This is a genomic window from Nocardiopsis deserti (assembly GCF_008638355.1).
GTDB lineage: Bacteria > Actinomycetota > Actinomycetes > Streptosporangiales > Streptosporangiaceae > Nocardiopsis > Nocardiopsis alborubida.
The window spans coordinates 43,737-55,292 of sequence record NZ_VWVS01000023.1 but is presented as its reverse complement, the minus strand read 5'-3'; the positions used below and the strand labels follow the sequence as shown (position 1 = coordinate 55,292).

General features: G+C 72.2%; 13 protein-coding genes. 7 read left to right on the top strand and 6 right to left on the bottom strand.

Features of this window, described 5'->3' with window-relative positions; all coding sequences use genetic code 11:
- The first annotated feature begins 21 nt into the window (after positions 1 to 21).
- The 4 genes from FYW99_RS27195 to FYW99_RS27180 all read left to right on the top strand — a co-directional run bounded on the left by FYW99_RS27195 (position 22) and on the right by FYW99_RS27180 (position 2,472).
- On the top strand, positions 22 to 360 hold the full coding sequence (locus tag FYW99_RS27195) for an ArsR/SmtB family transcription factor (RefSeq protein WP_150254868.1): 339 nt from the start codon (positions 22 to 24) through the stop codon (positions 358 to 360).
- Entirely contained in the window at positions 357 to 833 is a 477-nt protein-coding gene (locus tag FYW99_RS27190; RefSeq protein ID WP_150254867.1) for an SRPBCC domain-containing protein, read from the top strand. Before FYW99_RS27195 ends, FYW99_RS27190 begins: the two co-directional genes overlap by 4 nt.
- Positions 830 to 1,456, top strand: a complete 627-nt coding sequence (locus tag FYW99_RS27185; RefSeq protein WP_150254866.1) for a dihydrofolate reductase family protein — start codon at positions 830 to 832, stop codon at positions 1,454 to 1,456. Before FYW99_RS27190 ends, FYW99_RS27185 begins: the two co-directional genes overlap by 4 nt.
- A gap of 158 nt (positions 1,457 to 1,614) precedes the next feature.
- Complete coding sequence (locus tag FYW99_RS27180) at positions 1,615 to 2,472, top strand: NAD-dependent protein deacetylase (protein WP_223839654.1); 858 nt, start codon at positions 1,615 to 1,617, stop codon at positions 2,470 to 2,472.
- A gap of 666 nt (positions 2,473 to 3,138) precedes the next feature.
- Here the strand turns inward: FYW99_RS27180 and FYW99_RS27175 are convergent.
- The 3 genes from FYW99_RS27175 to FYW99_RS27165 are packed head-to-tail and all read right to left on the bottom strand — an operon-like array spanning position 3,139 to position 4,652.
- Positions 3,139 to 3,873, bottom strand: coding sequence for a tRNA-dependent cyclodipeptide synthase (locus tag FYW99_RS27175; RefSeq protein ID WP_150254865.1), 735 nt, complete (start codon positions 3,871 to 3,873; stop codon positions 3,139 to 3,141).
- The gene (locus FYW99_RS27170; protein ID WP_150254864.1) at positions 3,857 to 4,174 is read right to left on the bottom strand and encodes a DUF6092 family protein; all 318 of its coding nucleotides are present in this window, start codon (positions 4,172 to 4,174) and stop codon (positions 3,857 to 3,859) included. The genes FYW99_RS27175 and FYW99_RS27170 overlap by 17 nt, the downstream gene beginning before the upstream one ends.
- The gene (locus tag FYW99_RS27165; protein ID WP_263364096.1) at positions 4,155 to 4,652 is read right to left on the bottom strand and encodes a nitroreductase family protein; all 498 of its coding nucleotides are present in this window, start codon (positions 4,650 to 4,652) and stop codon (positions 4,155 to 4,157) included. Before FYW99_RS27165 ends, FYW99_RS27170 begins: the two co-directional genes overlap by 20 nt.
- A gap of 196 nt (positions 4,653 to 4,848) precedes the next feature.
- On the opposite strand from FYW99_RS27165, the gene FYW99_RS27160 reads away from it, so the two are divergent.
- A complete protein-coding gene (locus FYW99_RS27160) occupies positions 4,849 to 5,865 on the top strand; it encodes a methyltransferase (protein WP_150254862.1) in 1,017 nt (338 codons plus the stop codon).
- Positions 5,866 to 5,999: 134 nt separating this feature from the next.
- On the opposite strand, the gene FYW99_RS27155 is transcribed toward FYW99_RS27160, so the two are convergent.
- Positions 6,000 to 6,971, bottom strand: coding sequence for an alpha/beta fold hydrolase (locus FYW99_RS27155; protein ID WP_150254861.1), 972 nt, complete (start codon positions 6,969 to 6,971; stop codon positions 6,000 to 6,002).
- A gap of 221 nt (positions 6,972 to 7,192) precedes the next feature.
- Between FYW99_RS27155 and FYW99_RS27150 the strand changes: the two genes are divergently transcribed.
- Positions 7,193 to 8,149 (top strand): SDR family NAD(P)-dependent oxidoreductase, encoded by a 957-nt coding sequence (locus FYW99_RS27150; RefSeq protein WP_150254860.1) that lies wholly within the window; start codon positions 7,193 to 7,195, stop codon positions 8,147 to 8,149.
- Between the two features lie 142 nt (positions 8,150 to 8,291).
- On the opposite strand, the gene FYW99_RS27145 is transcribed toward FYW99_RS27150, so the two are convergent.
- Together FYW99_RS27145 and FYW99_RS27140 are read right to left on the bottom strand one after the other, a co-directional pair.
- Positions 8,292 to 9,323 (bottom strand): HEAT repeat domain-containing protein, encoded by a 1,032-nt coding sequence (locus tag FYW99_RS27145; RefSeq protein WP_150254859.1) that lies wholly within the window; start codon positions 9,321 to 9,323, stop codon positions 8,292 to 8,294.
- On the bottom strand, positions 9,317 to 10,003 hold the full coding sequence (locus FYW99_RS27140; RefSeq protein WP_150254858.1) for a HEAT repeat domain-containing protein: 687 nt from the start codon (positions 10,001 to 10,003) through the stop codon (positions 9,317 to 9,319). Before FYW99_RS27140 ends, FYW99_RS27145 begins: the two co-directional genes overlap by 7 nt.
- Before the next feature lie 206 nt (positions 10,004 to 10,209).
- Here FYW99_RS27140 and FYW99_RS27135 point away from each other — a divergent pair, with 206 nt between their 5' ends.
- Complete coding sequence (locus FYW99_RS27135) at positions 10,210 to 11,436, top strand: cytochrome P450 (protein ID WP_150254857.1); 1,227 nt, start codon at positions 10,210 to 10,212, stop codon at positions 11,434 to 11,436.
- Positions 11,437 to 11,556 lie beyond the last annotated feature (120 nt).

Sequence of the window (11,556 nt, the reverse complement as noted above, 5' to 3'; positions counted from 1 at the left end):
TGAGCTGTCACACTTAGCCGCATGGCACAGTATTCGGCGGAGCTCGACGGGGTGTTCCTCACCCTCGCCGACCCGACCCGGCGCGCCGTCGTCCGGCGCCTCGGCCGCGGTCCCACGAGCGTCGGCGACCTCGCCCGCGAGTTCCCGATGACCCTCCCCTCGTTCATGAAGCACGTGCGGACGCTCGAATCGAACGGGCTCATCCGCACGGTCAAGTCCGGCCGGGTGCGCACCTGTGTGCTCAACCGCGAACGGCTCGCCCTCGTCGACGACTGGCTCTCCGAGCAGCACCGGACCTGGGAGGAGCGCACCGACCGCCTCGAACGGTTCGTCACCGAGACAAAGGAGAGAAGGCAGTGAACCCCGACCTCGACCTCGCCCTGGAGCGGGTCATCCGCGCCCCGCGCGCGACCGTGTGGAACGCCTGGACCGACCCGTCCCGGCTTGAGCAGTGGTGGGTCCCGGCCCCGTCCCTCTGCCGTGTGGACCGCCTGGAGCCGCGGCCCGGAGGGGCTTTCGTGACCCGGCTGAGCGACGACGGCTCCGGGTTCGTCCCGCACACGGACGCGTGCTTCCTCGTCGTCGACGAGCTCAAGCGGATCGTGTTCACCAACGCGATCGACGGCACATGGCGCCCCGCGACCCCCGCTCCGGTCGCGATGACCGCCACGATCACACTGGACGACCACCCGGAGGGCACGGACTACCGGATCCTCGTCCGGCACGGTGACCCGGAGGCCCGCGCCCGTCACGAGAAGCTCGGCTTCGCCGAGGGCTGGGGGTCGGTCGCCGACCAGTTGGCCGCGCTCGCCGAAGGCACGGCCCCGCGATGAGGATCGCTCTCACCGAGTTCGTCACGCTCGACGGGGTCAGCCAGGGGCCCGGTTCCCCGGAGGAGGACACCAGCGGCGGTTTCACACGCGGCGGGTGGCTCGTTCCCCACATGGACGCGACGTTCGTCCAGCGCGCCTCGGACTGGCTCGACCTCGCCGACGGCCTGTTGCTCGGACGGCGGACCTATGAAGCGTTCGCCCACGACTGGCCGCGGATCACCGACCCGGCGGACCCGTTCACCGAACGGATGAACACCCTGCCGAAGTACGTCGTGACCAACACGCTCACCGAGGGAACCTGGAACCCCACGACCGTCCTCAGGGGCGACCCGGTCCGGACGGTCAGCGAACTCAGGTCCCAGCCGGGACGGGAACTCCAGGTCCACGGCAGCGCCCGGCTCGGCGACTCGCTGCTGTCGGCGGGCCTGGTCGACGTGCTCCGCCTGGTGGTCGCACCCACCGTCATCCGAACCGGTCGGCGTCTGCTGACGGACCACGGCGCACCCCTCGATCTCCGTCTGGTGCACCACGAGGCCACGCCGAACGGACTGCTGCTCCTCGAGTACGAGGTCGTCGGCCAAGCCAGCCGGGGCGAGTACAGGGGCGTCACCGCCTTCACCTGAGCACCGCCGCCGGAAGCCCGCTCCAGGCACAAGGTCACGGTGACCGGGGCCGACCGGCGAGCCTTGCCGGTCACCTCACCAGCGCCCCGTCCCGCGGGAGGCCTCGGCCCCCGCGGGGTGGCGGCGCCCACACCTGGCCGCCGCGTACCCTCGAAGGCGTGAGGAACACGCTCGACGACCCGGCCCTCCTGGCGGCCCGGATGCGCGAGGTCCTCGGCTCGGGCCCGGTGGTCGCGCTGACCGGCGCGGGCCTGTCCACGGACTCGGGCATCCCCGACTACCGCGGCCCGGACTCCCCGCCGCGCAAGCCCATGACCTACCAGCAGTTCGTCGGCGACGCCGCGTTCCGCCGCCACTACTGGGCCCGCAACCACGTGGGCTGGCGCCACGTGCACCGGACCCGCCCCAACGACGGCCACCGCGCGCTGGCCGCCATGGAGGCGGGCGGCGCCCTGGCGGGCGTCATCACCCAGAACGTGGACACCCTGCACGGGGCCGCGGGCAGCAGGCGGGTGATCGACCTGCACGGCCGCTACGACCGCGTCGTCTGCCTGGCCTGCTCGGCCGTGGTCTCCCGCGAGAGCCTGGCCGAACGCCTGAGCGCGCTCAACCCCGACTTCGCCGACGGGGTCCCCGACGTGGAGGTCGCCCCCGACGCCGACGCGGTCCTGGCCTCCACCGAGGGGTTCCGGGTCGCCGACTGCGAGGGCTGCGGCGGCGTGCTCAAGCCCGACATCGTCTACTTCGGCGAGAACGTGCCCAAGGCGCGCGTGCTGGAGGGCTACGCGATGGTGGACGGCGCGCGGGCGCTGCTGGTGGCGGGTTCGTCGCTGACCGTCTTCTCGGGTCGGCGCTACGTCAAGCGCGCCGTCGAGCAGGGCAAGCCGGTGGTGATCCTCAACCGGGGCGCCACCCGCGCCGACGACGTCGCCGCGCTCACGGTCGACGCGGGCTGCTCCCAGGTGCTGACCGCTCTGGTGGAGGCCTACGCCGCCGACGGAGCCCGGACCCCCTGACCCCGGGCCTTCCGTTTTCCCGGCCGCCGCGCCACCACCCTTCACGGCGCGGCGGTTCTCACCCTTGTGTCTCCAGCAACTCCCCACACCTTCAACCCTCAGTACCACGACGAATACTCTGAGTGTTCATGGTTGCGTTGGCGCCGCTCCCCTCACGGGGTGCCGCGCCCTCCCTGACCGCGACGTCCCTGTGGGAGGCCTGGCTGTGAGTGCCATGGACGATACGGCCGCGTGCGCGGAGCGCACGGACCTGCCGCTGGCGCGGTGCACCGGGTCGAGGACGAGGTGTCGGTCATGGACGTCCGCCGCGCCTAGACAGTGTTTTTTGGGACCTCCGCTTCGCTTCGACCCGTGTCCGGGCGCCCGAAGCACGGGAACCTTCGGCGCCTACGGCGGGTTCGCTCGTTCCTCACGAACCCGCCTCCACCACCTCCAGAACCCCGTAGGCGCCCGAACCAACCCCCCACAAGCTGAGGCCGGTTCAAAAAACAGACCCTAGTCGGCCCCGCCCCGCGCGCTCCCGGCAGAAGGCGCGGTCCGGGCAAGGGCGGCCGGGCGGGGCGCCCCGCCCGGAACCGCCCCGCGCAGGACCGCTCCGCCCGGGGTCATCTCACCCGGAAGCGCTCCCCACGGGAGCACCCCGGGCGCAACACCACGGCGCAGCGGTCACAAGGACACCACCGCCTCCGGGGAGGGCAGACACCAACCGACCGGACGGACGATGACGTGGCCCTGCTCCGGGTGGAAGCAGGAGGTGACGCCGCGCAGCCTGGACAGGATCGGCAGCAGGTCGTGGTAGCAGCACACCGAGGACGGCACTCCCAGCACCTTCGGGGTGCTGAGCAGGAAGGGCAGTTCGGCGCGCAGGTAGGCCAGTCCGGCGCGCAGCCTGGCCCCGTCCGGGTCCGGCTGGGCTCCGAGGAGGTGCCGTACGTGCTCCTCGCACGCGCGGCGGACTCTGGGGTCGGTGGCGTGCTCCCGGTCGAGGCGGTACTCGACCTCCCGGTAGCCGGGCAGTTCCGTGCACTGTGACAGGGCGAGCACGCGCACGTTCCCCGCGACCGGGGCGACCGTCTCCACGGCGCGCCGGATGCGGCGCCGCACGTCCTTGAGCGCCCTGTTGGCCCGCGACGAGGCGTGCTCCCCGCTGCTGCCGGACGCCATGTACATGGTGTCCAGGTGCAGGTCGGCGTAGAGCACGTCGACCTCGGCGAAGTGCCGCTGCGCCCAGTGCAGGAGCCGTGCGAGCCGCTGTTGGCTGAAGTAGCTGTTGCCCGCGCTGACCCCGATGAGCGCGTGCTCCCCCCGCGCGAACACGCGACGGCAGGAACCGGCGAAGGGCAGGACGTCGAAGCCGTCCGCGGGCGCGTCGGACGGCCGCGGCTCAGTCGGAGATGACATCGGGATCCTCCAGGACGGCTGCCAGCCGCTCGCACAGCTGGTCGAGCAGGGTGTCCAGTTCGTGGTCGTCCATCGCCCCGCACATGACGTCGTCCATCCGACCGCGCAGGAGGTCGAGGTCCGGGTGGTGGGGGCCGGTTCCGGCCGCGAGGGCCAGGACGCGCCGGGCGGCGTCCAGGCAGCGGAACGTGCCGTACTGGCGCGGTTCGTCCAGCAGGCCGCGGCCGCTGCTGAGCAGGTAGGCGGCGAGCAGGAGGAGCTCCTCGCCGACACGTCGGACGTCAGCCTCCCCAGCGCTCATGGCTGACCACCTCGGTCCGGTCTCGTCGGGGTGCGGGGGCGAGTGGTCGGGCGGGGTGCCCGACCGGAACCAGGAGCAGCGGTTCCAGGTGGTCTGGCAGGCCCAGGAGCCTGCGGACGGGGCCCGCGCGAAAGCTTCCGGACGGGCACCCGCCCAGCCCCAGGCAGTGGGCCGCCAGGAGGAGGTTCTCCACCGCCATCGCGACGCAGAGCATGCCCTCGTCCCAGGAGTCCCTTGAACCCCCCACCGCACGCGAGCGGTCGAAGCAGGCCGCCACGACCAGCGGCGGGAGTTCGATGATGCCGGGGGAGAAGGCGCGCAGCAGCCTCAGTGTGCGCCGCTCGCGGACGGCGACGAAGGCCCACGCCTGCTTGTTGGACGCCGAGGGGGCCGCGAGCATGGCGTCCAGCATGGGTTCCAGGAGGGAGTCGTCCACCGGCCGGTCGGTGAAGGCGCGCACGGCACGGCGGGTGGTCAGTGTCTGTAGGACCTGTGATGACCGCTGAGGGGACTGTCGGTTCGCGTCCGCCCCACTCGAACCTTTGTCCACACTATGCGATTTTCTGAGCACGCTCCGTAGTTTACCCTGTTATACGGCTCCATGGATGCCGCACCGGCGCATCTGGCCGCCCCTCTCCGCGCCCTTGGGAGGGGAACCACCCGAAAGGACCGCGATGTCCGCCCCCGCACCCCTGAGTCCTTCCGCCACGAAACTGTTCGAGCTCATCACCGCCAGCTGGGTGGCGGCCGCCGTCAGCGCGGCGGCCGAACTCGGCGTCCCCGACGCCATGTCCTTCGAGCCCCTGTCCGTCGACGAGATCGCCGGGAGGGTCGGTGCCGACACCGAGGCCCTCCACCGCCTGCTGCGCGCCTGCACCGACCTCGACCTGGTCGAGGAGGGGCCGCCGCGGCACTTCGCCCTGACCGAACTCGGCCGCGCCCTGCGCAGCGACGCGGCCGACTCCATGCGCGGCTACGCCCGGTGGGTCGGCAGCCAGGCCGAGCGCTCCACCATGGCCCACCTGGCCCAGGCGGTGCGGACCGGGCGCTCGGTGTTCGAGGAGGTGCACGGCCGGTCGGCCTGGGCCTACATGAGCGAGCGCCCCGAGAGCGCGGCCGTCTTCGACCAGGGCATGACCGACATCTCGGCCCAGCTCACCCGGGGCGTGGCGGACAGCTACGACTTCGGTGCGCACGGCACCCTCGTGGACGTCGGCGGGGGCCGGGGCAGGCTGCTGGCCATCGTGCTGTCGGCCCATCCCGGCCTGCGCGGCGTGCTCTTCGACCGGCCCGAGGTGGTCGCCCACGCCGGACCGGTGCTGGAGGGCGTCCGTGAGCGGTGCCGCGTCGTCGGCGGGGACTTCCTCTCCTCCGTTCCCGAGGGCGGCGACGCCTACCTGTTGTCGAACGTCATCCACAACTGGGACGACCACGACGCCGCGCGGATCCTCTCCCACTGTCGCGAGGCGATGAACGGCGACGGACGCGTCCTGCTCGCGGAGGTGGTGATGCCCGACTCCCCCGGCCCTGCCCGGACCGCCAAGTTCATGGACCTGAGCATGCTCGCCCACTGCGACGGCAAGCAGCGCACCAGGACCCAGTTCGCCGACCTCTTCCGCCAGACCGGGCTGAGGCTGACCCGCATCCTGCCCAGCAACGAGACCAGCATCGTCGAGGCGGTACGCGCCTGAGGGGCGCACCGGGCCCCGCGGACCCCGGTGCGCGGGGCCCGGTTCTCCTCCGGACCCCGCGCGCACGGGGTCGTGCGCACACCTCCCGGGCAGGAGCACCGGCCGCACCCGCGCCCCGCGCCCGGGGGCGCGCCTCAGCCCTTGTGGACGGCGGCGAGGAAGTCCAGCAGGGCCGCGTTGACCTCCTCGGGCCGCTCCTGCTGGGTCCAGTGGCCGCAGCCGGGCAGGGTGACGCTGGCGTGCAGCCTCGGCGCGACCAGCGACAGGCCCTCCAGGAGCTCGGGGATGCCGCGCATGGCCCTGACCAGGTCCATGTCCCCGCCCACGTACAGGGCGGGCACGTCGATGACGCGCCCCTGGAAGGGCGACATGAGCCCCTGGTTGAGTTCGTTGTTGCGGTACCAGTTGAGCGGACCGGTGAAGGCCTGCGGGTCGGAGTAGTCGGCCGTGAAGGCGGCCAGGTCCTCCTCGGTGAGCCAGGAGGGCAGCTCCTCCGGCTCGGGCAGCGTGTCCAGCAGGGTTCCGCCCTCCGCGGCGAACCACAGCTGGGGCTCGTCGAAGGGGGCGTCGCCCGAGGCGCTGACCAGGATGCGGCGCAGGGTCGAGGCGGGGTCGGCCGCCAGTTCGGCGTCGGCGACGCCGGGCTCCTGGAAGTAGACCTGGTAGAAGTTCTCGCCGTAGACGGCGCGGGCCGCCGAGGGCGGGGGCATCATGGCGGGCGGGAACGGCGGAACGCTCAGGCCCGCCACGCCGCGGACCAGGTCGGGGCGCATCATGGCGGTGCTCCAGGCCACGGGCGCCCCCCAGTCGTGGCCGACCACGACCGCGTCCTCCTCCCCCAGCGCGGAGACGAGGGCGACGACGTCGCCGACCAGGTGGGGCAGGGTGTAGGCGTCCACGGCCTCGGGCCGGTCGCTGCGGGCGTAACCGCGCTGGTCGGGGGCGACCACGCGGTACCCGGCCTCGGCCAGCGGGGCGAACTGGTGGCGCCAGGCGTACCAGCTCTCGGGGAAGCCGTGCAGGAGCAGGACGAGCGGTCCGCTGCCCTGTTCGGCGACGTGCAGCCGGATCCCGTTGACCTCGACGTCCCTGTGTTCCACGTTCATGGCGTACGCGCTCCTCGTTGCTGAGGGGTGGGGGTCACGGTCACGCTATCCCAGCGGGGCCGGGGCCTCCCGGTCCCCGGCGGTACGGACCGAACGTGTCCCCGGGCGCGGCTGGCACGTCCGTCCCGGGGGGGCGGCGGTGCTCCCGGTGTCCCCGGCGGGCACCCCTCCCACCTGTACCGCTTGAAGTGGAGCGCGCTCCAGTACCTAGGGTCAGGGCCATGACCACACCACAGCGAAGGATCGGCTCGGGCTTCGGCGGGCGCAGCACCGCGCGCGAGGTCCTGGACGGAATCGACCTGACCGGACGGCTGGCCGTCGTCACCGGCGGGTACTCGGGCATCGGGCTGGAGACGACCCGGGCCCTGGCGGGGGCGGGCGCCCGCGTCGTCGTGCCCGCGCGGCGGCCCGAGGCGGCGGCCGAAGCCCTGGACGGCGTCGAGGGCGTGGAGGTCGACGGCCTGGAGCTGTCCGACCAGGACGACGTGCGCGCCTTCGCCGAACGCTTCCTCAGGACCGGACGCGCGATCGACGTCCTCGTCAACAACGCCGGGGTGATGGCCTGCCCGCGGGCCGTCGCCGGACCCGGCTGGGAGTACCAGTTCGCCACCAACCACCTGGGGCACTTCACCCTGGTCAACCGGCTCTGGCCCGCCCTGGCCGAGGGCGGGGCGCGGGTGGTGTCGGTGTCCTCAAGCGGGCACCAGGCCTCACCGGTCCGCTGGGAGGACCCGTGGTTCGCCCGGGGCTACGACCGGTGGCTGGCCTACGGGCAGTCCAAGACCGCCAACGCGCTGTTCGCCCTCCACCTGGACCGGCTGGGGAAACCCTTCGGCGTGCGGGCCTTCTCCCTGCACCCGGGCGCGATCCTCACCCCGTTGCAGCGGCACATGACACGGCGGGAGATGGTCGACGCGGGATGGGTCGACGAGAACGGTGAGCTGGCCGACCCCGGGTTCAAGACGCCGGAGCAGGGCGCGGCCACCCAGGTGTGGGCGGCCACCTCGCCGCGGCTGGCCGGGATGGGCGGGGTGTACTGCGAGGACTGCGACGTCGCCGTGCCCGCCGGAACCGAGACCGGTGTGGAGGGCGTGCGCGACCACGCGGCCGACCCCGCGCAGGCCGAGCGCCTGTGGGCGTTCTCCGCCGAGCTGACCGGGGAGGACGCCTTCGTCTGAGCGACGGCCCGCTCCCCGCCCCGGCCGCCTCTCGGACCACCCCCGGGGTGCGGGTCCGGGGCGCGGGTCCGGGTGCGGGGCGCCCTCGCGCACGCGGACGGCCCCGTGCCCTGGCCCGGAGTCTGCTTCCCCGTGTCACGGTCTACGGATCCGCGGTGCCCCGGGGACCGTCGTGCGCCTGTTCTTCGAGCATCCTCGCGAAGGACGACGCGGTACGGGCCACGGCCCGGTCGTCGTCGTGGGCCAGTCGCCGTAGAACGTCCAGTGCAACGGCCCCCGGCATCTCGACGAGTGCCTGGACCAGCCGCATCCGCACCGCGGAATCCCCGCGAAAGGCGGCGAGCCCGTCAACCAGCGCGTTCCTGATCCGGACCGTCCTTTCCGGGTCCCGTGCCAACGCCCCCAGGACCTCGGCCGCCTCGACGTCGTTCGCGCCGTCGACCACCATGCCGACGAGCGTTGGCACCGCTTCTGGCCTCCCACGCGCTCCCAGAGCCAGAGCGGCGTGTCTGCGGACCGTCGTGTCGGGATCTCCGAGCGCGTCTGCGAGCACCGCGGCCGCCTCGCCACCGGGGATCTCGGTGAGCGCCAGCACCGCGCGCCGACGGACGTCGACGTTCTCCGATCCCAGGCCTGGTGCCAGGCTCGCCACGACGTCGTGGTCCGCCCGTGCGAGTGCCCACCGCAGGGCCCCGGCGACGTTCGGATCGGATTCGGCCAGAACCGTCTCGGCCAGCAGCTGGGCGGGTACGTCCGCGGTCGGGGCCAACACGGCCTGCTGTCGCCGTGCGGCGTTCGGCGAGCCGAGCCCGTGCAGGAGTTCGACGATGCGCAGGACCTCCTCCCAGCCGGAGGGTTCCGACGCGTCGACCGCGTGGAGCCTCTTCAGCAGCTCCTGCTCCCGGCTCAGCCGCCCTTCGGTCTCCCGGATGAGGTCGCCGATGAGCGCGGACGGTGTGAAGCCGGGATCCTCCAGAACGCGTCCTGCCTGGCGCAGCGACAGGCCCAGGGTCCGCAGGCTCTCCACGTGGAAGATCCGCCGGATGTCCTCGTCGGCGTATTCGCGATAGCCGCCCACGGTACGGCCGGTCGGCCGCACCAGCCCGAGGGCGTCGTAGTGTCTGAGCATCCTGGTGCTCACGCCCGAGCGGCGCGCCACCTCACCGATCAGCACGTTGTTCCAGCCCCCCGTCCTCCGCCAAGCGCGATGCATCGTTTCGCCTCGTCGACGGCGAGTTCGAAACCGGCGTCGGGGTCGCGCAGAAGCCGCTCCGTGGCGCTCGCGTGCGCGTAGACGCTCGGGTCATCGCCTCCCATCGCCGCCCGAAGCACCGGCTCGACCACTTCTCCGAGCGCGACGAGGGCGCGGCTCAGACTGAGCTGCACTTCCCGGTCGCCGCGGCCGAGCTGCGTGGCCAGTTCCTCGGCCAGATCCTTCTCCTGCCCGTCAGGCACGAGGACGACGGCGGCACGCCATGCGCTCCGGGCGACCTCGTCGTCGGAGTCGCGCAGCAGGGACCGCGTAATCGCGGGCCATGCGCTGGCGTCCCCGATCTTGGACAGTGTATGCAGGGCCTGGCTCCGGGCCTGAGCGTTCTCCGAACGCAGCTGCGCGCGCAGTCTGGGCACGGTGATGTCCGAGGGCAGGCGGGTCAACGCCCACGTGAGCATGTCGCGCACGAAGAAGTCGGGTTCGACCGCGCACCGCGCCACGAGGACGTCGACCAGAGCGGGGTCGGGGCGGGTGCCGACCCCGAGGACGGCCTTGATGCGCACCGACGAGGCGCTGGCGGCCAAGGCGTTGACCAGCTGCGTGTCCAGTGGGTTCGTGTGTGACGTGTTGATGGGAACCACCTCCGGGTCCCAGCCAAGACCTTGTCACAGTGTCAATGTCAAGCGTGTGGACGATGCAACCGGCCGATATCTCCCATAAAAGGAATTCCGCCCGTAAGCCTCTTAACATTCCATATCCGTAAAACCATGTTTCCTCTGGACTTGGGTGGGATGGGAAACCTACGGTGGAGGCTCGTGTCTACCCCCAGCGGTGAGGAGAATCGGTCATGACCGTGGCTCCCGAGGTTCCGGACATCCTTTCCCCGGAATTCTTCGCCAACCCCTATCCCGCCTACCGCGCCATGCGCGAGCGGGCCCCCCTGTTCTGGCACGAGGCCACCCAGAGCTACGTCGTCTCCCGGTACGAGGACGTCAGACGCGCCTTCCGGGACGAGGCCTTCACCACCCGCAACTACGACTGGCAGCTGGAACCGGTGCACGGGCGCACCATCCTGCAACTGGACGGGCGCGAGCACGCGGTGCGCCGCGCACTGGTGGCCCCGGCCTTCCGCGGCAGCGAACTGCGGGAGCGGTTCTGGCCCGTCATCGAGCGCAACAGCCGCGAACTGGTCGACGCCTTCCGGCACACGGGCGAGGTGGACCTGGTCGCGCAGTTCGCCACCCGCTTCCCCGTCAACGTCATCGCGGACATGCTCGGCCTGGAACGGGCCGACCACGACCGGTTCCACCGCTGGTACACCTCGATCATCGCCTTCCTGGGCAACCTGTCGCAGGACCCGCGGGTGGCCGAGGAGGGGCTGCGCACCCGCGAGGAGTTCGCCGCGTACATGCTGCCGATCATCCGCGAGCGGCGGGCGGACCCGGGCGAGGACCTGCTGTCCACCCTGTGCACCGCCGAGGTCGACGGCACCCGGATGAGCGACGAGGACGTCAAGGCCTTCTGCAGCCTGCTGCTCGCCGCGGGCGGGGAGACCACCGACAAGGCCGTGTCCAGCATGTTCGCCAACCTGGTCACCCACCCCGAGCAGCTGGCGCGGGTACGCGAGGACCGGAGCCTGGTCCCGCGCGCGTTCGCCGAGACGCTGCGCTACACCCCGCCCGTGCAGATGATCATGCGCCAGCCCGCACACGACGTGGAACTGGGCGGCGCGACCGTGCCCGCCGGGTCGACCGTCATCTGCCTGATCGGCTCGGCCAACCGCGACGGCGACCGCTTCACCGATCCCGACTCCTTCGACATCCACCGGCCCGAACTCGGGGACACCACCTCCTTCTCCGCCGCGGCCGAGCACCTGGCCTTCGCCCTGGGACGCCACTTCTGCGTGGGTGCCCTGCTGGCCGAGGCGGAGGTGCGGGTGGCGACCAACCAGCTGCTGGACGCCATGCCCGACGTCCGCCTGGCCGAGGGCGCCGCCCTGGAGGAGACCGGGGTCTTCACCCGTGGGCTGACCCGACTGCCGCTGCGGTTCACGCCGGTCCCGCCCCCGGGCTGACCCGGCGCCGCGGAACCCGTGGGTCCGCCCCCTGACCGGTCACGGCGGAGGGGGCGGACGGGCGCGCCTCGTCCGCCGCGATCTTGTACTTGTAGCGAGTCTCGACCGCCCAACCTCGCT